Genomic DNA, 21110 nt, shown 5'->3' with positions numbered 1-21110 from the left:
ATTCTTCTCAAACGTTCTAGGAGGAACCCGTGGCGAAGGCAAAGTTCGAGCGGACTAAGCCGCACGTTAACATCGGCACCATCGGTCACGTCGACCATGGTAAGACCACGTTGACGGCTGCCATTTCCAAGGTGCTGTACGACAAGTACCCCACTCTCAACGAGCAGCGTGACTTCGCGTCGATCGACTCGGCTCCCGAGGAGAAGCAGCGCGGCATCACCATCAACATCTCGCATGTTGAGTACCAGACCGAGAAGCGCCACTACGCACACGTAGACGCTCCCGGCCACGCTGACTACATCAAGAACATGATCACCGGTGCGGCCCAGATGGATGGTGCCATCCTCGTTGTCGCCGCCACCGACGGTCCGATGGCCCAGACCCGCGAGCACGTTCTGCTCGCCCGCCAGGTCGGCGTTCCCTACCTGCTGGTCGCGCTGAACAAGTCCGACATGGTCGACGACGAGGAGCTCCTGGACCTCGTCGAGATGGAGGTCCGCGAACTGCTCAGCTCGCAGGGCTTCGACGGCGACGAGGCTCCTGTAGTCCGCGTCTCCGGCCTCAAGGCCCTCGAAGGCGACCCCGAGTGGGTCAAGTCCGTCGAGGAACTGATGGAAGCTGTCGACAACAACGTGCCGGACCCCGTGCGCGACAAGGACAAGCCCTTCCTCATGCCCGTCGAGGACGTCTTCACGATCACCGGTCGTGGAACCGTCGTCACCGGTCGCGCCGAGCGAGGAACCCTCGCCATCAACTCCGAGGTCGAGATCGTCGGTATCCGTCCGGTCCAGAAGACCACGGTCACCGGTATCGAGATGTTCCACAAGCAGCTCGACGAAGCCTGGGCAGGCGAGAACTGTGGTCTGCTCCTCCGCGGCATCAAGCGCGAGGACGTAGAGCGCGGCCAGGTCATCGTGAAGCCGGGTTCCATCACCCCTCACACCGACTTCGAGGCCAACGTCTACATCCTGGCCAAGGACGAGGGCGGGCGTCACAACCCGTTCTACTCGAACTACCGCCCGCAGTTCTACTTCCGCACGACGGACGTAACCGGCGTCATCACCCTCCCCGAGGGCACCGAAATGGTTATGCCCGGCGACAACACTGAGATGACCGTTGCGCTCATCCAGCCCATCGCCATGGAAGAGGGCCTCGGCTTCGCCATCCGTGAAGGCGGCCGCACCGTTGGTTCGGGACGTGTCACCAAGATCCTGAAGTAGTCCTCCGACTGCCGAAGTGATTTCCGGAAGGGCCCCGCTGCTGATGCAGCGGGGCCCTTTCTGTGTCGGTGCTCCAGTCCGGGCAGCCGGCTCGGGGCGGGAAGGGAGCGCCCGGCCCGGATCGTCGGGCAGGGGAGTGGCAGGGACCTCCCGATTGGCGTTATCCCGGCGTCTCTGCCACACTGGATAAGTTGTTCAAGCGCTCGCGCGCGCGGTCTGAGACCTTCTCCCGGTCAGGATAATGCCTGATGCAGGGATCTGGTCCGCCGGCACGTGCGGCCCAAATATAATCCACCCCGTTCGGCTCGGCCGGAATTCGCGGACCGTGTGTGTCTAGGAAAAGCGACACGCCCGAGCGCGGGGGTCGGAGCTCTGGCAGGGTGAGGAACCCGGATTGCTTCCGGATTCAGCCTGCTCAGGAAGCGTCGCACAACGGACGCAGGAAATGTACGTACGTACCGGAACTGCCCAGGCAGTTATGTAGAGAGAGAGTCGAGACGCCATGGCGGGACAGAAAATCCGCATCCGGCTGAAGTCATATGACCACGAGGTCATTGATGTTTCAGCACGGAAGATCGTTGAGACGGTGACGCGCGCAGGCGCAACGGTAGTAGGCCCCGTGCCCCTGCCCACGGAGAAGAACGTTTTCGTTGTCATCCGGTCCCCGCACAAGTACAAGGACAGCCGTGAGCACTTCGAAATGCGTACTCACAAGCGTCTGATCGACATCATTGATCCCACGCCCAAGGCCGTCGATTCGCTGATGCGTCTCGACTTGCCCGCGGACGTGAACATCGAAATCAAGCTGTAAGGGAGAGCGGATACACATGTCTACTTCACTTACGCGCCAGGTCAAGGGCCTGCTGGGCATCAAGCTCGGCATGACCCAGGTCTGGGACGAGAACAACATCCTCATCCCGGTCACGGTCGTCCAGGCCGACTCCAACGTCATCACCCAGCTCCTCAGCGCGGACAAGGACGGCTACACCGCCGTCCAGATCGGCTTCGGCCAGATCGATCCCCGCAAGGTCACCAAGCCGCTCGCCGGCCACTTCGAGAAGGCAGGCGTCACGCCCCGCCGTCACGTGGTCGAGCTGCGGACGTCCGACGCCGACTCCTACTCGCTCGGTCAGGAACTCTCCGTGGAGATGTTCGAAGCCGGCCAGACGGTCGACGTCATCGGCACCACCAAGGGCAAGGGTTTCGCCGGTGTCATGAAGCGCCACGGTTTCCACGGTGTTGGAGCCTCGCACGGTGCTCACAAGAACCACCGCAAGCCCGGTTCCATCGGTGGAGCATCCACCCCCAGCCGCGTCTTCCGTGGAATGAAAATGGCAGGCCGCATGGGCGCCGTTCGTCAGACCACGCTGAACCTCAAGGTTCACGCTGTCGACGCAGAGAAGTCGCTGCTGCTGATCAAGGGTGCCGTCCCCGGCGCCCGCGGCCAGGTCGTCCTCGTACGCACCGCCGTGAAGGGAGCATAGCCAAATGGCTGCCAACACTGTAAAGGTCGATCTCCCCGCGGAGATCTTCGATGCACAGACCAACATCCCCCTGCTGCACCAGGTCGTCGTGGCCCAGCTTGCGGCTGCCCGTCAGGGTACGCACAAGACGAAGACCCGCGCCGAGGTGAGCGGCGCAGGCCGCAAGCCGTTCAAGCAGAAGGGAACCGGTCGCGCCCGCCAGGGTTCGATCCGCGCCCCTCAGATGACCGGCGGTGGCATCGTCCACGGACCGACGCCCCGCGACTACAGCCAGCGCACCCCCAAGAAGATGATTGCCGCCGCCCTCCGCGGTGCACTCTCCGACCGGGCACGCAACGGCCGTATCCACGTCCTCGAGTCCCTGGTCACCGGTGACAAGCCGTCGACCAAGGGTGCCATCGAGACCCTGCGTGCGATCTCCGAGCGGCCCCGCCTGCTCGTCGTCATCGAGCGTGCCAACGATGTCGCCGCACTGTCGGTGCGCAACGTACCCGCAGTACACGTCCTCTACGTAGACCAGCTCAACACGTACGACGTGCTGGTGTCCGACGACGTGATCTTCACCCAGGCCGCCTACGAGCAGTTCGTCGGATCGGCTGACGCCATCTCCGAGGAGGATGCCAAGTGAGCGGCACCATCGCAAAGGATCCGCGCGACGTCGTCATTGCACCCGTCGTCTCGGAGAAGAGCTACGGCCTGATCGACGAAGGCAAGTACACCTTCCTCGTCGACCCGCGCTCGAACAAGGAAGAGATCAAGCTGGCGGTCGAGAAGATCTTCTCCGTGAAGGTCGATTCGATCAACACCATCAACCGGGTTGGCAAGCGCAAGCGCACCAAGTTCGGCTGGGGCCAGCGCAAGGGCACCAAGCGTGCCATCGTGTCCCTCAAAGAGGGCTCGATCGACATCTTCGGCGGTCCGCTCTCCTAGAGCGGAGACCACTTTAACGAGGAATTGAGTTATGGGAATCCGTAAATACAAGCCGACAACCCCGGGCCGTCGTGGCTCGAGCGTTGCCGACTTCGCTGAAATCACCCGATCGACGCCGGAAAAGTCGTTGGTTCGTCCGCTCCCCAAGAAGGGTGGACGTAACAACACCGGTAAGATCACGACCCGCCACAAGGGTGGTGGACACAAGCGTCAGTACCGTCTGATCGACTTCCGCCGCCACGACAAGGACGGCGTCGACGCCCGCGTTGCCGAGATCGAGTACGATCCCAACCGCACCGCGCGCATTGCCCTCCTGCACTACGTCGACGGCACCAAGCGCTACATCGTCGCGCCGAACAAGCTCAAGCAGGGCGACTTCGTCGAGGCCGGCGCCGGGGCTGACATCAAGCCCGGCAACAACCTGCCGCTGCGCAACATCCCCGTGGGTACCGTCATCCACGCCGTCGAGCTCCGCCCAGGCGGCGGCGCGAAGATGGCACGCTCCGCCGGTGCGTCGGTACAGCTCGTCGCCAAGGAAGGCCGCTTCGCCCAGCTGCGACTGCCCTCCGGTGAGATCCGCAACGTCGACGTCCGCTGCCGCGCGACGATCGGCGAGGTCGGCAACGCCGAGCAGTCGAACATCAACTGGGGCAAGGCCGGCCGTAACCGCTGGAAGGGCATCCGCCCGACCGTCCGCGGTGTCGCCATGAACCCGGTCGACCACCCGCACGGTGGTGGCGAGGGCAAGACCTCCGGTGGACGCCACCCGGTCAACCCGAACGGTAAGGCCGAAGGCCGTACCCGTCGCCCCAACAAAGAGAGCGACTCACTCATCGTGCGTCGCCGTCGTTCCGGCAAGAACAAGCGATAGGAGCCTGGAGACATGCCACGCAGCCTGAAGAAAGGCCCCTTCGTCGATCAGCACCTTTACGTAAAGGTCGCTCGCGAGAACGAATCGGGCACGAAGAACGTCATCAAGACGTGGTCCCGCCGCTCCATGATCGTCCCCGACATGCTCGGGCACACGATCGCGGTGCACGACGGACGCAAGCACATCCCGGTGTTTGTCACCGAGTCGATGGTCGGGCACAAGCTCGGCGAATTCGCTCCCACGCGGACTTTCCGCGGCCATGTTAAGGACGACCGCAAGGGCAAGCGCCGCTAGGCGCTGCTCTTACGGCTAAGACGAGAGAAGGAAAGCAATGGAAGCCAAGGCTATTGCGCGTCATATCCGCGTAACGCCTATGAAGGCCCGGCGCGTCGTCAACCTTGTTCGTGGTAAGCAGGCGAATGAGGCTCTGGCTATTCTGAAGTTTGCCCCACAGGTTGCTTCGGAGCCGGTTTTCAAGGTGGTCCAGTCGGCAGTCGCCAACGCCCGCGTTCTCGCGGACCGTGACGGCGTTGCCTTCGACGAGGACAACCTCATTATCAGCGAAGCATTCGTCGATGAAGGCCCCACGATGAAGCGGTTCCGTCCGCGTGCCCAGGGCCGCGCGTTCCGCATCAACAAGCGGACCAGCCACATCACGGTTGTCGTCGCTACCCCTGAGAAAGTGGAGGTCCGCTAAGTGGGACAGAAAGTAAACCCGCACGGGTTCCGACTCGGCATCACCACCGACCACAGGTCACACTGGTTCGCCGACAGCAACAAGCCGGGCCAGCGCTACCGTGACTTCGTCCGCGAAGACATCAAGATCCGCCAGCTCATGTCGACCGGCATGGACCGGGCCGGCATCGCGAAGGTCGAGATCGAGCGCACCCGCGACCGCGTCCGCGTGGACATCCACACGGCACGTCCCGGCATCGTCATCGGCCGCCGTGGAGCAGAGGCAGACCGCATCCGCGGCGAGCTCGAGAAGCTCACCGGCAAGCAGGTCCAGCTGAACATCCTCGAGGTCAAGAACCCCGAGATGGAGGCTCAGCTCGTCGCCCAGGGCATCGCCGAGCAGCTTTCCTCCCGCGTGGCCTTCCGCCGCGCGATGAAGAAGGCCATGCAGTCCGCACAGCGTGCCGGCGCCAAGGGCATCCGTGTCCAGTGCTCCGGTCGCCTGGGTGGCGCCGAGATGAGCCGCTCGGAGTTCTACCGCGAGGGACGCGTTCCCCTGCACACGCTCCGCGCCAACATCGACTACGGCTTCTTCGAAGCGAAGACCACCTTCGGCCGCATCGGCGTGAAGGTCTGGATCTACAAGGGTGACGTCACGGCGAAGGAACTCGCAGCCCAGGCTGCGGCAGCTCCCTCCCGTGGCCGCGGTGGAGACCGTCCGGGCCGTGGCCCTGCCGGCGCCGACCGTGGTGGCGACCGCGGCGGAGACCGTCGTCGTCGTGCTCCCGAGCGCTCCGAGGGCCAGGGTGCTTCGGCACCCGCCGAGACCGCCGCAGCTCCCGCTGCGACTGAAGGAGGACAGGCTTAAATGCTTATCCCACGTCGAGTCAAGTTCCGTAAGCAGCACCACCCGGGTCGTTCCGGCGCTGCAACCGGCGGTACCGAGGTCAGCTTTGGCGAATGGGGTATCCAGGCTCTGAGCCCGGCATACGTCACCAACCGCCAGATCGAGTCCGCTCGTATCGCCATGACCCGCCACATCAAGCGTGGCGGAAAGGTCTGGATCAACATCTATCCGGACCGCCCGTTGACCAAGAAGCCTGCCGAGACCCGCATGGGTTCCGGTAAGGGTTCTCCCGAGTGGTGGGTGGCCAACGTCAAGCCGGGACGGGTTCTCTTCGAACTGTCCGGTGTTTCCGAAGAGGTAGCCCGCGAAGCCCTGCGCCTCGCGATCCACAAGCTGCCGTTGAAGGCACGCATCGTGCGTCGTGAGGGTGGTGAATAGTTATGGCTCTGGGTTCAAAGGAACTGGCAACAGACCAGCTGGACGGCTTCGATAAGGACCGTCTGGTGGAAGAACTGCGCAAGGCCAAGGAGGAGCTGTTCAACCTCCGTTTCCAGTCGGCCACCGGCCAGCTCGAAAGCCACGGTCGCCTTCGTTCGGTGAAGCGCGACATCGCACGCATCTACACGGTGCTGCGTGAGCGTGAACTGGGTATCCGTCCCGAGGTCGAAGCTCCCGTCGAGGAAGCGAAGCCCGCGAAGGCGGACAAGCCCAAGAAAGCCAAGAAGGCCTCCACGAAGGACGAACCTTCCGTGGACACCGAGGCTTCTGAGGAGGACGCCAAATGAGTGAGCAGCAGAGCGAAACGACCGTAGGAACCGAGAAGGCCGTCCACGACGCCAACTCGCGCGGCTACCGCAAGGTACGCCGTGGCTACGTCGTCTCGGACAAGATGGAGAAGACGATCGTCGTCGAGGTCGAGGACCGCGTGAAGCACGCCCTGTACGGCAAGGTGCTCCGCCGCAGCTCCAAGGTCAAGGCGCACGACGAGGAGAACATCGCCGGCATCGGCGACATGGTCCTGATCAGCGAGACCCGCCCGCTGTCCGCTACCAAGCGGTGGCGCCTGGTCGAGGTCATCGAGAAGGCCAAGTAGCAACACCCGAGCAGCATGCCGGCCCGCCGGCACAGCAGCAGATGCCCCGGACGCGATTTCGCGTCCGGGGCGTCTTCGCGATACGATAAGAACCTTGTCTGTCTGGTGGGCTGGCGCATGCCCTCACGAGGGTTCCTCCGCAGGGTCTCCTGCCCAGGACTTCCGCTTGCGGGGCATCCCTTCGGGGGTTTCCTTCACACCGGGCAAATAGGCAAAAGCCCGATAATCTTGTTCATCACAAATCCGCTGTGCAAAGGATCCACGCACAGCCGCGCGCCCGGCGTGCACGTGCTGAGTACCAGTATTACGGGGCCCACCCATATCCGTTCCGCAAGGCTCGATGAGAGAACCGGCGCGACGACAGGAGTAATAAGTGATTCAGCAGGAGTCGCGGCTAAAGGTCGCCGACAACACGGGGGCCAAGGAAATCTTGACCATCCGTGTTCTCGGAGGATCCGGGCGCCGCTACGCAGGCATCGGCGACGTCATCGTCGCCACCGTGAAGGACGCGATCCCCGGCGGCAACGTCAAGAAGGGTGACGTCGTCAAGGCGGTCATCGTCCGCACCAAGAAGGAACGCCGCCGCGCGGATGGTTCCTACATCAAGTTTGACGAGAACGCAGCAGTGATCCTGAAGAACGACGGCGACCCCCGCGGTACCCGTATCTTCGGCCCTGTCGGTCGCGAGCTCCGCGACAAGCGTTTCATGAAGATCATCTCGCTGGCGCCGGAGGTGCTGTAGTCCATGGCACAGAAGACAAAGCTCAAGATCAAGAAGGGTGACCTCGTCCAGGTCATCACCGGAGCCAAGCAGGACCGCGGCGGAGACCGCGGCAAGCAGGGCAAGGTACTGAAGGTGTTCCCCGAGACCAACCGCGTCCTCGTGGAAGGCATCAACCGGATCACGAAGCACACCAAGGTCGGGCAGTCGCAGCGCGGCACCACGACCGGTGGCATCGAAGTTGTCGAGGCACCCGTGCACATCAGCAACGTCGCCGTCGTCGATCCCGAGACCAAGAAGCCGACCCGCGTCGGATACCGCACCGAGACCGTCGAGCGCGACGGCCGCGAGCGCGTCGTCCGCATCCGCGTGGCCAAGTCATCAGGGAAGGATCTGTAATGACTGTCGAAACCACAGAAGCCCGGGTTCTTCCCCGCCTGAAGGCGCGCTACGCCTCCGAGATCAAGGCAACCCTGCAGGAGGAGTTCAACTACTCCAACGTCAATCAGGTCCCGCGCCTGGTCAAGGTCGTCGTGAACATGGGTGTCGGTGACGCCGCCAAGGACTCCAAGCTGATCGACGGGGCCGTCAAGGACCTCACCGCGATCACGGGCCAGAAGCCGCAGGTCACCAAGGCCCGCAAGTCCATCGCGCAGTTCAAGCTCCGAGAAGGAATGCCCATCGGTGCGCACGCTACCCTGCGTGGCGACCGCATGTGGGAATTCACGGACCGCCTGATCTCCCTCGCCCTGCCCCGTATCCGCGACTTCCGCGGACTCAACGGCAAGCAGTTCGACGGCAACGGCAACTACACGTTCGGCCTCACGGAGCAGTCCATGTTCCACGAGATCGACCAGGACCGTATCGACCGCGTACGTGGCATGGACATCACCGTCGTCACGACCGCCAAGACCGACGCCGAGGGCCGCGCGCTCCTCAAGGCGCTCGGCTTCCCCTTCAAATCCGAAGATTAATCTAACTACGTTGCAGGTCCTCTCCAGCCGGCACCCTGAGTGCCGTCCGGAGCCCGGAAACCGTTTCGAGGAAGGGCAAGAGCCCACATGACAATGACAGATCCTGTCGCAGACATGCTCACGCGTCTGCGCAATGCAAACTCGGCTTACCACGACTCCGTGTCCATGCCATACAGCAAGTTGAAGGCCCGCGTTGCGGACATTCTGAAGGCCGAAGGCTACATCGCCGGCTGGAAGGAAGAGGAAGCGGAGGTCGGCAAGAAGCTGACCATCGACCTCAAGTTCGGACCGGACCGCCAGCGCTCCATCGCCGGCATCCGCCGTATCTCCAAGCCCGGTCTGCGCGTGTACGCCAAGTCCACGAACCTGCCCCACGTGCTCGGCGGCCTCGGCATCGCCATCCTGTCCACGTCCTCCGGTCTGCTCACCGACCGCCAGGCATCCAAGAAGGGTGTGGGTGGGGAAGTCCTCGCCTACGTCTGGTAACGGGAAAGGGAAAGAATAATGTCACGTATTGGACGTCTCCCCATCGCCGTTCCCGCCGGTGTCGAGGTCGCAGTCAACGGCAACGAGGTCACCGTCAAGGGCTCGAAGGGCGAGCTGAGCCACACGGTTCCCAGCCCCATCGAGGTCTCCTTGAACGAGGGCACCCTGACCGTCGCGCGCCCGAACGACGAGCGCGAGTCGCGGTCGCTCCACGGCCTCACCCGCACGCTGATCTCCAACATGATTGTCGGAGTCACCGAGGGCTACAAGAAGAACCTTGAGATCGTGGGCACGGGTTACCGTGTGCAGGCCAAGGGCAGCGACCTGGAATTCGCTCTGGGTTACAGCCACCCGGTCGCCGTCAAGGCTCCCGAGGGCATCACCCTGACCGTCGACAGCCCCACCAAGCTCTCGGTCGCAGGCATCAACAAGCAGCAGGTCGGCGAGGTCGCTGCAACCATCCGCAAGCTGCGCAAGCCTGACCCCTACAAGGGCAAGGGCATCCGCTACGCAGGCGAGATCATCCGCCGCAAGGTCGGAAAGGCTGGTAAGTAACCATGGGTCTGAGCATCAACAAGAAGCGCAGCTCGAAGAGCAAGTCCGCCTCGCGTGGACGCCGCCACCTCCGTGTACGCAAGCGCGTCTCGGGTACGGCTGTCCGTCCCCGCCTGGTCGTCAACCGTTCGGCCCGCCACGTATTCGTGCAGGTCGTCGACGACACCAAGGGCGTGACCGTAGCATCAGCCTCCACCCTCGAAGCGGACCTCCGTGCATTCGACGGTGACAAGACCGCCAAGGCCAAGCGCGTTGGCGAACTCGTTGCAGAGCGTGCCAAGGCTGTCGGTGTCGAAGCTGTCGTCTTCGACCGCGGCGGCAACAAGTACCACGGTCGCGTTGCAGCAATCGCAGACGGCGCACGTGAAGGTGGGCTGGCACTGTGACCGAGGAAAACAAGGCAAAGGAAGCCCCATTGAATACGGCTACAGAGCAGCCCGCGGCCGAAGCTCCGGCTGCAGGTGCAACTGACACCGCGTCGGCTGACGCCAACCGCCGCGGCAACGCCCGTGGTGGCGAGCGTGGCGGCAACTCCCGCGGCGGCGAGCGCGGCCGTGGTGGCCGTGACGGCGGACGCGACGGCGGACGTAATGACGACAAGGACAAGTTCATTGAGCGCGTCGTCACCATCAACCGTGTCGCCAAGGTCGTCAAGGGCGGCCGCCGCTTCAGCTTCACCGCCCTCGTGGTGGTAGGCGACGGCAACGGCATGGTCGGCGTCGGCTACGGAAAGGCGAAGGAAGTTCCCTCCGCCATCCAGAAGGCCGTCGAGGAAGCCAAGAAGACGATGTTCCGCGTTCCGCGCATCGGTGGCACCGTCCCGCACCTGGTGCAGGGCGAGGCGGCTGCAGGCGTCGTTCTTCTCCGTCCCGCCTCCCCGGGTACCGGCGTTATCGCCGGTGGTCCGGTGCGTGCGGTACTGGAGTGCGTCGGCATCCACGACGTCCTCTCCAAGTCGCTCGGTTCCGCGAACGCCATCAACATCGTTCACGCCACCGTTGACGCGCTGAAGCGCCTCGAAGAGCCCCAGGCAGTCGCGGCCCGCCGTGGCCTGCCCCTCGACGAGGTCGCATCCCACCAGATGCTGCGCGCAATCGCAGCTCAGAAGACAGGTGCGTAATGACCGCGATCACACCGAAGAACGTGCGCGTGAGCTCGGCGCAGCTCGAGATCACCCAGATCAAGTCCGCCATTGGCGGCAAGCAGAACCAGCGCGACACGCTGCGGTCGCTCGGCCTCAAGCGGATCGGCCACACCGTGGTCCGTGAAGCCGACGCCGTCACCGTTGGCATGATCAACACGGTTCCGCACCTCTTGAAGGTTGAGGAGGCCAACTAATGGCAGAGAACAACACCGCGGCTTCGGCCGCACCCGAGGCAAAAGCAGAGCGCGTCCACGCCCTCAAGGTCCACCACCTGCGCCCCGCACCCGGAGCCAAGACGGCGAAGACCCGTGTTGGCCGTGGTGAGGGTTCGAAGGGTAAGACCGCAGGCCGTGGTACCAAGGGAACTGCAGCCCGCTACCAGGTGAAGGCAGGATTTGCCGGCGGCCAGCTGCCGCTGCACATGCGCCTTCCCAAGCTGCGCGGCTTCAAGAACCCGTTCCGCGTCGAGTTCCAGGTCGTGAACCTGGACAAGCTCTCCGAGCTTTACCCCGCTGGCGGCGACGTCACGGTGGAAAGCCTGGTGGCGAACGGTGCCGTCCGCAAGAACCAGCCCGTCAAGGTGCTGGGGACCGGCGACATCACCGTGGCTGTGAACGTCTCGGCCGACGCCTTCTCCGCATCCGCTGCAGAGAAGATCGTCGCAGCCGGCGGGACCGTCACCGAGCTGTAGGTCTCCTGCCACCCCTTCCCCGGCGCGCTGGGGGAGGGGTTGGCTGTGATCGGCGGCACTTTGGAACTAGACTCTTGGTGGGCAGGGCTGTATCAGCCCACCAGGAGTCTTTTTTCGGCTCAGGCCACCACACCCGCCGGTGCTCTGCCACGGGTGACCAACCGTTAGACTCGGTTGTTGTGTAGGGTCCGCCACAGGACCAACAGACCTTCAGGAGGACGCTTGCTTAGCGCTATTGGCCGGGCATTCCGGACGCCAGACTTGCGGCGCAAGCTGTTGTTCACGCTGGGAATCATTGCCATCTTCCGCCTCGGAGCCTTCATCCCCGCTCCCGGCGTCGACTACGGAAACGTGCAGCAGTGCCTCGCTCTGGGCAACACCGAGGGCGGCCTCTACCAGTTCGTGAACCTCTTCAGCGGGGGAGCCCTGCTCCAGGTCTCCATCTTCGCGCTGGGGATCATGCCGTACATCACGGCCAGCATCATCACGCAGCTCCTCCGGGTGGTCATTCCCCGCTTCCAGGAACTGCACGAGGAAGGTGCCCAGGGCCAGTCGAGGCTGACCCAGTACACGCGCTACCTGACCATCGCGCTGGGCCTGCTCAACGCCACCACCCTGGTCTCGCTCGCCCGCTCGGGCGCACTGCTCGGCAACTGCCCGGTGCCCCTGATCCCGAACGATTCACTGATCACCATCATCCTGCTGATCATCACGCTCACTGCCGGTACCGGACTCATCATGTGGATGGGTGAACTCATCACCGAACGTGGCGTGGGCAACGGCATGTCGCTGCTCATCTTCACGGCCATCGCCGCCGGTTTCCCCACCTCGCTCGGCGAGATCCTCCGCACCCAGGGCGCCACGGTGTTCACCTTCGTCCTGCTCATGGGCGTCGTCGTCGTCGCCCTCGTGATCTTCGTGGAGCAGTCGCAGCGACGCATCCCGGTCCAGTACGCCAAGCGCATGGTGGGCCGCCGCACGCTGGGCGGCAGCAGCACCTACATCCCGATCAAGGTCAACATGGCCGGTGTCATCCCCGTGATCTTCGCGTCCTCGATGCTCTACCTGCCGAGCCTGATCGCACAGTTCAACACCCCGCAGGACGGCACGGCCCCGGCCGGCTGGGTCAACTGGATCACCACCTACCTGACCAGCGGAGACCACCCGCTGTACATGGCGCTGTACTTCCTGCTCATCGTGTTCTTCACCTACTTCTACGTGGCCATCACGTTCAACCCGGACGAGGTGTCCGAGAACATGAAGAAGTACGGTGGGTTCATCCCCGGCATCCGCGCCGGGCGTCCCACGGCCGAGTACCTCCAGTACGTGCTCTCGCGCATCACGCTCCCGGGTGCCATCTACCTGGGCCTTGTTGCCCTGATCCCGCTGATCGCGCTGGTGGCCATCGGTGCCAACCAGAACTTCCCGTTCGGCGGCACCTCGATCCTCATCATGGTGGGCGTGGGACTCGAGACGGTAAAGCAGATTGACGCTCAGCTCCAGCAGCGTCACTACGAAGGGTTGTTGCGTTGACGAGAATGCTGATCATCGGTCCCCCCGGATCCGGCAAGGGCACCCAGGCCGCGCGGATCTCGGACCGCCTCGACGTCGTGGCCATCTCGACCGGCGACATCTTCCGCGACAACGTGAAGCGTGAGACGCCCCTCGGTCTCGAGGCCAAGAAGTACATGGATGCCGGTGACTTCGTCCCCGACAGCGTCACGAACAGCATGGTCCGCGACCGCCTCGCGGCCGACGACGTCCAGGACGGCTTCCTCCTCGACGGGTACCCGCGCACCGCGTCGCAGGTCGCCGAACTCGACGACATCCTCCGCGAGAACGAGCTCGAACTCGATGTGGTGTTGCAACTGACCGCCGATGACGAGGAGCTCGTGAAGCGGCTCCTCGGTCGGGCGAAGCTGGACGGCCGTTCGGACGACAACGAGCAGGTCATCCGCCACCGACTCGGGCTCTACCACGACCAGACCGAAGCCGTGGTGTCCCGGTACGACGAGCGCGGCATCGTCACCAAGGTCGACGGCATCGGGGCGATCGACGAGGTCACCGAGCGCGTCATGGCAGCGCTCAAGGTAGCGAGCTAGGACTCTTGGGAATGTTCCGCCAGCCGAAGGTCGAGTACAAGACGACCAGCCAGATGCTCGTGATGCGCGAGGCCGGCCGGGTGCTCTCCACGGCACTCGACCGCACCGTCGCAGCGGCCAAGATCGGTGTCACCACGGCCCAGCTCAATGAGGTCTTCGAGGAGGTCCTCGGCGAGGAGGGCGCCACGTCGAACTTCCTCGGCTACCACGGCTTCCCGGCCAGCATCTGCACCTCGGTCAACCACGAGGTCGTCCACGGGATCCCCGGCGGCTACGTGCTGCAGGACGGGGACATCATCTCGATCGACGGCGGCGCCGTCGTGCGCGGGTGGCACTCCGACTCGGCGCGCACCGTGATCGTCGGGTCACAGCGGCCCGAGGACGTGCGGCTCTCCGACGTCACCGAGGAGGCGATGTGGCGCGGTATCGCGGCACTGGCCTCCGCCCGTTTCGTCGGTGACATCGGCGCCGCGATCGACGACTACGTCTCGTCGGTCCCCGGACCCGCCCTCGGGATCCTCGAGGACTACGTGGGCCATGGCATCGGGACGCAGATGCACCAGGCGCCCGACGTCCTGAACTTCCGCAGCGCGAACCGCGGTCCAAAGGTCAGGCCCGGACTCTGCCTCGCCATCGAGCCGATGCTCGTGCAGGGAGGACTGGAAACCGCAGTGCTCGACGACGACTGGACCGTGGTCACCACGGACGGGAAGCGCGCCTCGCAGTGGGAGCACAGCGTCGCAGTGCACGACGGCGGTATCTGGGTCCTGTCGGCCCCGGACGGGGGAGCCTCGCGGCTCGAGCCGCTCGGCGTCACTCCCGCTCCCTTGGCCGGCTGACAGCTCGGCTCCCGATGACGAACGAAGGTCCCGCACTCCGGTGCGGGACCTTCGTCGTTCCCGGTAGCGCCTGGTGCGGCAGCGGGGCGGATCCTGCCGTCCGATTTAACGATCCGGGGACAGTAGCGTAGAGTTGTCTGTTGGTTGTCTCTGCTTTTCGTGCCCAATTGGGCTCTGAAGACCTTCCCGTCCGAGCTCCGGCTCCCGGCGGGTCTGACAATCAAAACCCCAAACCCGTCCGCCATGCAAGTGGCGGGCATAGACGTTAGCGGAGGATATGGCCAAGAAAGACGGTGTCATTGAGATTGAAGGCACTGTGAACGAGGCGCTGCCCAACGCGATGTTCCGCGTTGAGTTGGCCAACGGACACATTGTTCTCGCCCACATCTCGGGAAAGATGCGCCAGCACTACATTCGAATCCTTCCTGAGGACCGGGTCGTAGTGGAACTCAGCCCGTACGACCTCACCCGGGGCCGTATTGTCTACCGCTACAAATAAGAATCAACTCGAAGGAAAACCATGAAGGTCAACCCGAGCGTGAAGCGGATCTGCGAGAAGTGCCAGGTGGTCCGCCGCAAAGGCAACGTTCTCGTCATCTGCGAGAACCCGCGCCACAAGCAGCGCCAGGGCTAAGAACCTCTTCCAGAGGTTCTTCCCACGCGTAGAAGTACATTTCACGGCAGAACAGCGTCCCGAAGGGACGTACACCCCCGGCACGGAGGCCGGGGACCGGAACACCCGTTCCGTGGACGCTCTGCTTCAGACCTCCGGTAACACCAAAGGAGCACCGCCACTATGGCACGTCTCGCTGGCGTAGACATCCCCCGTGAAAAGCGGGTAGTCATCGCGCTTACCTATATCTACGGCGTGGGCAAGACCCGTGCAGAGAAGACGCTCGTCGACACGGGGATCTCCCCGAACACGCGCGTCAAGGACCTCACCGACGCCGAGCTGGTCCAGCTCCGCGACTACATCGAAGGCAGCTTCAAGGTCGAGGGTGACCTCCGCCGTGAGGTTGCAGCCGACATCCGCCGCAAGGTCGAGATCGGCAGCTACGAAGGCATTCGGCACCGCCGCGGCCTTCCCGTACGTGGACAGCGTACGAAGACCAACGCCCGTACCCGCAAGGGCCCGAAGCGTACGGTCGCAGGCAAGAAGAAGGTCGGACGCTAGTTCCCCACCGGCTCCCTAACGTGACTCGCTAGCGCTCGTCACGCCAGGGAACCCTCGCCGGCGGAGGCCCCTTTCCAGGGGACTCCCGCTATCCGGATCGCTCCTTGCAGAAGCTCCGGCGGGAATTTCGTCCCACTCAATGCTTTACCCAATACCTTCGTAGGAGAAGTAATGCCCCCCAAGACTCGTGGAGCGGTGCGTAAGCCGCGTCGCAAGGATAAGAAGAACATCGCGCTCGGCCAGGCGCACATCAAGAGCACCTTCAACAACACCATCGTGTCCATCACGGACCCCAGCGGAGCAGTCATCTCCTGGGCCTCCGCCGGTGAGGTTGGCTTCAAGGGCTCACGCAAGTCCACCCCGTTCGCTGCGCAGATGGCTGCAGAAGCTGCTGCGAAGCGTGCCCAGGAGCACGGCGTCAAGAAGGTCGACGTCTTCGTGAAGGGACCGGGATCGGGTCGCGAAACCGCCATCCGTTCGCTGCAGGCCACCGGCCTCGAGGTCGGCTCCATCTCGGACGTCACCCCCAGCGCTCACAACGGCTGCCGCCCGCCCAAGCGCCGCCGCGTCTAATCTGCTCTCCCGGTCACCGTGCCGCCCTGAAGGAACCGAGATGTTCCGGCAGGGCGGTTCGGTGCCGTTCCAGTAGCTTTCGAGCCGGCCGACCCGCAGTCCCACCCATTTAGAAGCGTCATATAGCGGATGCTTCCTGAAAGGAAATGTACGTGCTTATTGCACAGCGCCCCACCCTGACTGAAGAAGTAGTCGCCGACAACCGCTCGCGGTTCGTCATCGAGCCCCTCGAGCCCGGCTTCGGCTATACCCTCGGCAACTCCCTCCGCCGTACCCTCCTGTCCTCGATCCCCGGTGCTGCCGTGACCAGCATCCGCATCGACGGCGTGCTGCACGAATTCACCACGGTTCCCGGGGTGAAGGAGGATGTCACCGAGATCATCCTGAACATCAAGAATCTTGCCGTCTCCTCGGAGCACGACGAGCCCGTCGTCGCCTACCTGCGCAAGCAGGGTCCCGGCGTCGTCACCGCTGCGGACATCGCGCCTCCCGCAGGCGTCGAGTTCCACAACCCGGACCTCCACATCGCGACCCTCAACTCGAAGGGCAAGTTCGAGCTCGAACTGACCATCGAGCGTGGCCGCGGTTACGTGTCCGCCTCTCAGAACAAGTCCGGCGACTCGGAGATCGGCCGCATCCCGGTCGACTCCATCTACTCGCCGGTGCTGAAGGTCACCTTCCGCGTGGAAGCGACCCGTGTTGAGCAGCGCACCGACTTCGACAAGCTGATCGTCGACGTCGAGACGAAGGACGCCATCGCCCCGCGCGACGCCGTCGCTTCCGCCGGCACCACCCTGGTGGAGCTGTTCGGACTCGCCCGCGAGCTGAACACCGCCGCCGAGGGCATCGAGATCGGTCCTTCGCCCACCGACGCAGCGCTTGCTGCCGACATGGCGCTGCCGATCGAGGACCTCGAACTCACGGTCCGCTCGTACAACTGCCTCAAGCGCGAGGGCATCCACTCCGTGGGTGAACTCGTTGCACGCTCCGAGGCCGACCTCATGGACATCCGCAACTTCGGTGCGAAGTCCATCGACGAGGTCAAGGCGAAGCTCGTCGAGCTCGGTCTCTCCCTGAAGGATTCCCCTCCAGGTTTCGACCTTGCCGCCCGCGCTGCTGCCATCGAAGAGGACGACGCCGCCTACGGCGACGAAGAGCTCTAAAACGCTATCTGTCCGCCCGTCGCCGGAAGGCGGCGGGACGGACACCTAATGAGGAGAAATCACCATGCCCACACCCACTAAGGGCCCACGCCTCGGAGGCGGTCCGGCGCACGAACGCCTGATGCTCGCCAACCTGGCCGCCTCACTGTTCGAGCACAAGCGCATCACCACTACGGTGACGAAGGCCAAGCGCCTCCGCCCCTACGCCGAGCGTCTCATCACGTTCGCGAAGAAGGGCGACCTGGCGTCGCGTCGTCGCGTCCTCGGTGTCATCAGCAGCAAGAGCATCGTCCACGAGCTGTTCACGGACATCGCCCCCGCTGTTGCGAACCGCGAGGGTGGCTACACCCGCATCACGAAGATCGGCAACCGCAAGGGCGACAACGCTCCCATGGCCGTCATCGAACTGGTGCTGGAGCCCATGTCCGCCAAGCAGTCCGTCGTCGCCGAGGCCGAGCAGGCCAAGGCTCCCGCCGCTGCTGCAGAACCGGCCGCCGAGTCCGTAGAGGTTCCTGAGACGGCTGAGGCTGTCGAGTCGGTCGATTCGGCACCCGCTGCCGACGATGTCGCAGCCGAGGACACCACGATCGACGCCGAAGCCGGCGCCGAAGATGAGGTCGTCGTCGTCGAAGGCACCGTCGAGGACGAGAAGAAGTAATTCTTCCCCTCCGTCGTACGCCATGACCACGCTCGAGCCCGCCATCCCTTCCGGGGATGGCGGGCTTTTGCGTGTCCGGGTCCGCCTCGACATCTCCTACGACGGCGCGCCCTTCTCGGGCTGGGCCCTGCAGCCCGGGCTCATCACCGTCCAGGGCATCCTCGAAGGTGCCCTCTTCACCCTCCTGCGCCGGCAGGCGCGCCTCACCGTCGGTGGACGGACCGACGCCGGTGTCCATGCCCGCGGCCAGGTGGCCCACGTCGACCTGACCCAGGCCGAGTGGGAGGGCATGCCGCGGGGCCGTGACGTCGACCCTGCCGACGCCTTCCTGCGCCGACTGACCGGCACCATCAACCGTGAACTGACCGATGGCATGACGGGACGCGGCCGCTCCATCCGGAACTCCGTACCCGCCGTCGTCGTGCGTTCCGCCACCCGCGCACCTGCCGGTTTCGATGCGCGCTTCTCCGCGCTCTGGCGCCGCTACAGCTACGGCATCGCCGATACCGTGGCCGGGCAGGACCCGCTGCGCCGCCACACCACGCTGTGGCACCCGGCTGCACTGGATGTGGCGCTGCTCAACGAGGGTGCGGCTCACCTGCTCGGGATGCAGGATTTTGCTGCGTTCTGCAAGCCCCGGGTGGGGGCCACGACCATCCGGGAACTGCAGCGCTACGAGTTCGTCCGCGGGCACGACGGCGTCATCAACGCCACCGTGCAGGCGGATGCCTTCTGCCACAACATGGTCCGTGCACTCATCGGGTCGACGTTGCGTGTGGGTTCGGGAGAGCTGCCGCCGGTGTGGCTGGCGGAGAGGCTCGCAGCCCGCCTCAAGGACGCTCGGTCCATCCTGGCCGCTCCGCATCCGCTCGTGCTCGAGGAGATCGCCTACCCCGGCGATGAGGAACTTGCCGATCGGGCTGAACTGACGCGTTCCCGGAGGAACGCCGGGCACCTGGAGCCTCAGTCGGGAAGCGGTGCGGCGGAGGACGCCGACTAGCTGGGGTCGGGCCGATGCCGGTGGGGGAGCGGTTCCTTTGCAAGATTTCTGCGCGTGCCAGCGCTTCGCCGAGTTGGTGGAGTCGGTCGTCGATAACCTGTCCGGCCAGCCAATACGTGTTTCTCCTGGGTGTGCCTGCCCCGCCGGGGTGCCCTGGTGCGTGGAACCAGGGGATGCCGTCTCGGGGTTCAATTTTCCAGTGGCCCTGGTGGATGAGGTGGTGGTGTCTCGAGCACAGCAGCACCCCGTTGGCGATACTGGTTCTCCCGCCTTTGGACCAGGGGTCGATGTGGTGGGCTTCGCACCAACTGGCGGGGATGGTGCAGTCCGGGAAGGCGCAACCCTTGTCCCGGGCGACCAGTGCCCGGCGCAGGTGGGGTGGGAAGAGGCGTTGGGCCCTCCCGAGGTCCAGGACCTGGCCCGCTCCACCGAGGACGATCGGGATGATGTCCGCGTCGCAGGCGATCTGTCAGATGGTCCGGGCGCTGGCCTGCTCGGCGAAGACCGCTTGTCCGGGGTGCTGTGTGTGGCCGAGGAGGTCCTGGTAGTCGATGGTGACCATTACCTGGGGCCGGTGACCGCCGGTCGCGGGAAGACCGCCCGTGCTCAGGGCGATCCTGCAGGCGCCGACCAGTCCCTCCAGCAGCAGTTGGGCCCTCGTCGCACCCTCCGGATCACCGAACACACCCGTACCCGAACCCCCGCCGAAGTCGTTGCCCAAGTCTGGGCCTGAGCCTGGCCCGGTGTCGTTCCCTGCAGTACCAGCATCGGCACCGATGACGTGACCGTTGAGTGCTCTGGGGTTGGTGGCGGTGTTCATGACGGTGGCGAGGTGTTCGAACTGCTCGTCGGTGGCGCCGATTTCCAGGACGTGCAGGCCGTGGCGGCGGCCCTTGAGGAACACGCCCTGGCGTGCCCGGAGGACTCTGTCGGTGGGTTCCTGCCCGTCCTGGTCGAGGACGCCCTCCCAGCGGCTGGCCAGGACCCGGAGAATGTCCTCGTCGGACTCCACCGCCTGCCGGGTGAGGTTCTCCTCCATGGAGCCGAGCTGCTCCGGGGTCGCGAAGGACTGGACCCGCTGCAGGGCCTGGGACACGATCGTCGCGGCCCGACCGCTCACCAGGGCAGCTCTCGTCACCGCGCCCAGGGTTTCCAGCCGGGCCGGCAGTGCCGCGCCCATGGGGGAGGTGCGGGGTAGCACCAGTTCGGCTAGGGCAAGCCGGCGTCGGGCCTCGGCACGGCTGATCCCGAGGGTCCCGCGCAGGAAGTCCGCACAATCCCTGAACCCGTCCGCTGCTGCTCCCGTCCCCGTACCCCATGCGGACGACAGGGCGCCGTGACGGACGGACAATTCGGGGTCCGAGGAAGCGGCGCCCGAGGTCCCCGAGGTGCCGGACGCCGCGTCGAAGGAGGCGGTACCTGAGGAAGCGGTGTTGGAACCGGCTGGAGGCGGGGCATCAGCGCAGATGGCTTGTTCCGCCCGAACCAGGAGCGACGCAGCCCCGGACGTACTGCCAAGATCAGGTTCATCGACCCGGTAGTGCTCTTCGGCCAAGCGTGCGGCGAGGATCTGCAGATGGTCCACGATCCTCGAGGCCTGTTCGATGTCGATGATGAGCTGCAGCGCTTCCGGCCGGGACATGACCCGGCTCTGCCGGCTCACCTCCCGGGCGCACTCCGTGAGAACCGCACACGCCGACTCGAGTGAGGTCGGAGTATGCGCGAAGCGCTCGATCGGGGCGATGGCCATGCCCCAATTTATCGAACACACGTACTATTACCTGCGCTCTGAGGCCTATGTGGACAACTTGAGCGCGGTCTTCGCACGAGCAGGGAAGGGGCGGTGCGCTGTGTGATCCGAAACGTTACGGCCGTCAGGCTCCGGACACAATCTTCCTCAAGCAATCAGA

32 protein-coding genes and 1 pseudogene are annotated in these 21110 nt (G+C 64.6%); 31 read left to right on the top strand and 2 right to left on the bottom strand.

Annotated features, from left to right (window positions below):
• Positions 1 to 29: 29 nt before the first annotated feature.
• From tuf to ACX80H_RS05465, 31 genes are all read left to right on the top strand, one after another.
• A complete protein-coding gene (gene tuf, locus ACX80H_RS05615) occupies positions 30 to 1220 on the top strand; it encodes an elongation factor Tu (RefSeq protein WP_087076901.1) in 1191 nt (396 codons plus the stop codon).
• 502 nt (positions 1221 to 1722) lie between these two features.
• Entirely contained in the window at positions 1723 to 2031 is a 309-nt protein-coding gene (rpsJ, locus tag ACX80H_RS05610) for a 30S ribosomal protein S10 (protein WP_026531952.1), read from the top strand.
• A gap of 16 nt (positions 2032 to 2047) precedes the next feature.
• Complete coding sequence (gene rplC / locus ACX80H_RS05605) at positions 2048 to 2704, top strand: 50S ribosomal protein L3 (RefSeq protein ID WP_459311648.1); 657 nt, start codon at positions 2048 to 2050, stop codon at positions 2702 to 2704.
• A gap of 4 nt (positions 2705 to 2708) precedes the next feature.
• On the top strand, positions 2709 to 3332 hold the full coding sequence (gene rplD / locus ACX80H_RS05600; RefSeq protein WP_301226160.1) for a 50S ribosomal protein L4: 624 nt from the start codon (positions 2709 to 2711) through the stop codon (positions 3330 to 3332).
• Positions 3329 to 3634, top strand: coding sequence for a 50S ribosomal protein L23 (gene rplW / locus ACX80H_RS05595; protein WP_026531955.1), 306 nt, complete (start codon positions 3329 to 3331; stop codon positions 3632 to 3634). Before rplD ends, rplW begins: the two co-directional genes overlap by 4 nt.
• Positions 3635 to 3665: 31 nt before the next feature.
• On the top strand, positions 3666 to 4505 hold the full coding sequence (gene rplB / locus ACX80H_RS05590; RefSeq protein WP_055768070.1) for a 50S ribosomal protein L2: 840 nt from the start codon (positions 3666 to 3668) through the stop codon (positions 4503 to 4505).
• A 12-nt stretch (positions 4506 to 4517) separates the two neighbouring features.
• Positions 4518 to 4799, top strand: a complete 282-nt coding sequence (rpsS, locus tag ACX80H_RS05585) for a 30S ribosomal protein S19 (RefSeq protein ID WP_026549122.1) — start codon at positions 4518 to 4520, stop codon at positions 4797 to 4799.
• A gap of 37 nt (positions 4800 to 4836) precedes the next feature.
• Positions 4837 to 5202, top strand: coding sequence for a 50S ribosomal protein L22 (rplV, locus tag ACX80H_RS05580; protein WP_049829178.1), 366 nt, complete (start codon positions 4837 to 4839; stop codon positions 5200 to 5202).
• Positions 5203 to 6048, top strand: coding sequence for a 30S ribosomal protein S3 (gene rpsC, locus ACX80H_RS05575; protein WP_459311645.1), 846 nt, complete (start codon positions 5203 to 5205; stop codon positions 6046 to 6048).
• Complete coding sequence (gene rplP / locus ACX80H_RS05570) at positions 6049 to 6465, top strand: 50S ribosomal protein L16 (protein WP_049829176.1); 417 nt, start codon at positions 6049 to 6051, stop codon at positions 6463 to 6465.
• Positions 6466 to 6467: 2 nt separating this feature from the next.
• Positions 6468 to 6812 carry a 50S ribosomal protein L29 gene (rpmC, locus tag ACX80H_RS05565; protein WP_087076891.1) on the top strand — a complete coding sequence of 115 codons (345 nt, stop codon included), beginning with the start codon at positions 6468 to 6470 and terminating at the stop codon, positions 6810 to 6812.
• Positions 6809 to 7120, top strand: a complete 312-nt coding sequence (gene rpsQ / locus ACX80H_RS05560; protein ID WP_087076889.1) for a 30S ribosomal protein S17 — start codon at positions 6809 to 6811, stop codon at positions 7118 to 7120. The genes rpmC and rpsQ overlap by 4 nt, the downstream gene beginning before the upstream one ends.
• A 373-nt stretch (positions 7121 to 7493) precedes the next feature.
• Positions 7494 to 7862, top strand: a complete 369-nt coding sequence (gene rplN, locus ACX80H_RS05555) for a 50S ribosomal protein L14 (protein WP_049829173.1) — start codon at positions 7494 to 7496, stop codon at positions 7860 to 7862.
• Positions 7863 to 7865: 3 nt separating this feature from the next.
• Positions 7866 to 8240 (top strand): 50S ribosomal protein L24, encoded by a 375-nt coding sequence (rplX, locus tag ACX80H_RS05550; RefSeq protein WP_459311642.1) that lies wholly within the window; start codon positions 7866 to 7868, stop codon positions 8238 to 8240.
• Complete coding sequence (gene rplE, locus ACX80H_RS05545; protein WP_459311641.1) at positions 8240 to 8815, top strand: 50S ribosomal protein L5; 576 nt, start codon at positions 8240 to 8242, stop codon at positions 8813 to 8815. Before rplX ends, rplE begins: the two co-directional genes overlap by 1 nt.
• A gap of 87 nt (positions 8816 to 8902) precedes the next feature.
• Positions 8903 to 9301 carry a 30S ribosomal protein S8 gene (rpsH, locus tag ACX80H_RS05540; protein ID WP_043440638.1) on the top strand — a complete coding sequence of 133 codons (399 nt, stop codon included), beginning with the start codon at positions 8903 to 8905 and terminating at the stop codon, positions 9299 to 9301.
• A gap of 18 nt (positions 9302 to 9319) precedes the next feature.
• Positions 9320 to 9856 carry a 50S ribosomal protein L6 gene (rplF, locus tag ACX80H_RS05535; protein ID WP_459311639.1) on the top strand — a complete coding sequence of 179 codons (537 nt, stop codon included), beginning with the start codon at positions 9320 to 9322 and terminating at the stop codon, positions 9854 to 9856.
• A 2-nt stretch (positions 9857 to 9858) separates the two neighbouring features.
• Entirely contained in the window at positions 9859 to 10242 is a 384-nt protein-coding gene (rplR, locus tag ACX80H_RS05530) for a 50S ribosomal protein L18 (protein WP_087076881.1), read from the top strand.
• On the top strand, positions 10239 to 10976 hold the full coding sequence (gene rpsE, locus ACX80H_RS05525; RefSeq protein WP_435868655.1) for a 30S ribosomal protein S5: 738 nt from the start codon (positions 10239 to 10241) through the stop codon (positions 10974 to 10976). The genes rplR and rpsE overlap by 4 nt, the downstream gene beginning before the upstream one ends.
• Positions 10976 to 11194: a 50S ribosomal protein L30 gene (gene rpmD, locus ACX80H_RS05520; RefSeq protein WP_301226179.1), complete on the top strand. Its 219-nt coding sequence runs from the start codon at positions 10976 to 10978 to the stop codon at positions 11192 to 11194. The genes rpsE and rpmD overlap by 1 nt, the downstream gene beginning before the upstream one ends.
• On the top strand, positions 11194 to 11691 hold the full coding sequence (gene rplO, locus ACX80H_RS05515; protein ID WP_087076874.1) for a 50S ribosomal protein L15: 498 nt from the start codon (positions 11194 to 11196) through the stop codon (positions 11689 to 11691). The genes rpmD and rplO overlap by 1 nt, the downstream gene beginning before the upstream one ends.
• Positions 11692 to 11913: 222 nt before the next feature.
• Positions 11914 to 13224 (top strand): preprotein translocase subunit SecY, encoded by a 1311-nt coding sequence (gene secY / locus ACX80H_RS05510; RefSeq protein WP_459311636.1) that lies wholly within the window; start codon positions 11914 to 11916, stop codon positions 13222 to 13224.
• Positions 13225 to 13229: 5 nt separating this feature from the next.
• Entirely contained in the window at positions 13230 to 13793 is a 564-nt protein-coding gene (locus tag ACX80H_RS05505; RefSeq protein WP_459313369.1) for an adenylate kinase, read from the top strand.
• An 11-nt stretch (positions 13794 to 13804) separates the two neighbouring features.
• A complete protein-coding gene (gene map, locus ACX80H_RS05500; protein WP_459311634.1) occupies positions 13805 to 14632 on the top strand; it encodes a type I methionyl aminopeptidase in 828 nt (275 codons plus the stop codon).
• 277 nt (positions 14633 to 14909) lie between these two features.
• Positions 14910 to 15131, top strand: coding sequence for a translation initiation factor IF-1 (gene infA / locus ACX80H_RS05495; protein ID WP_019481515.1), 222 nt, complete (start codon positions 14910 to 14912; stop codon positions 15129 to 15131).
• A 21-nt stretch (positions 15132 to 15152) separates the two neighbouring features.
• A complete protein-coding gene (rpmJ, locus tag ACX80H_RS05490) occupies positions 15153 to 15266 on the top strand; it encodes a 50S ribosomal protein L36 (protein ID WP_043440658.1) in 114 nt (37 codons plus the stop codon).
• A gap of 162 nt (positions 15267 to 15428) precedes the next feature.
• Positions 15429 to 15806 carry a 30S ribosomal protein S13 gene (gene rpsM / locus ACX80H_RS05485; RefSeq protein WP_087076867.1) on the top strand — a complete coding sequence of 126 codons (378 nt, stop codon included), beginning with the start codon at positions 15429 to 15431 and terminating at the stop codon, positions 15804 to 15806.
• A gap of 171 nt (positions 15807 to 15977) precedes the next feature.
• Positions 15978 to 16379, top strand: coding sequence for a 30S ribosomal protein S11 (rpsK, locus tag ACX80H_RS05480; protein ID WP_026531448.1), 402 nt, complete (start codon positions 15978 to 15980; stop codon positions 16377 to 16379).
• Between the two features lie 152 nt (positions 16380 to 16531).
• Positions 16532 to 17542 carry a DNA-directed RNA polymerase subunit alpha gene (locus ACX80H_RS05475; protein WP_055769255.1) on the top strand — a complete coding sequence of 337 codons (1011 nt, stop codon included), beginning with the start codon at positions 16532 to 16534 and terminating at the stop codon, positions 17540 to 17542.
• 64 nt (positions 17543 to 17606) lie between these two features.
• On the top strand, positions 17607 to 18200 hold the full coding sequence (gene rplQ / locus ACX80H_RS05470) for a 50S ribosomal protein L17 (RefSeq protein ID WP_459311633.1): 594 nt from the start codon (positions 17607 to 17609) through the stop codon (positions 18198 to 18200).
• A gap of 22 nt (positions 18201 to 18222) precedes the next feature.
• The gene (locus tag ACX80H_RS05465; RefSeq protein ID WP_459311632.1) at positions 18223 to 19200 is read left to right on the top strand and encodes a tRNA pseudouridine synthase A; all 978 of its coding nucleotides are present in this window, start codon (positions 18223 to 18225) and stop codon (positions 19198 to 19200) included.
• Between the two features lie 202 nt (positions 19201 to 19402).
• Here ACX80H_RS05465 and ACX80H_RS05460 read toward each other — a convergent pair.
• Together ACX80H_RS05460 and ACX80H_RS05455 are read right to left on the bottom strand one after the other, a co-directional pair.
• A pseudogene (locus tag ACX80H_RS05460) lies at positions 19403 to 19561 on the bottom strand (HNH endonuclease signature motif containing protein); the annotation flags it as partial.
• 108 nt (positions 19562 to 19669) lie between these two features.
• Positions 19670 to 20950: a DUF222 domain-containing protein gene (locus tag ACX80H_RS05455; protein ID WP_459311631.1), complete on the bottom strand. Its 1281-nt coding sequence runs from the start codon at positions 20948 to 20950 to the stop codon at positions 19670 to 19672.
• Positions 20951 to 21110: the final 160 nt, after the last annotated feature.

Source organism: Arthrobacter pasteuri (assembly GCF_054510955.1).
This window is presented reverse-complemented; position numbering and strand designations above follow the sequence as displayed.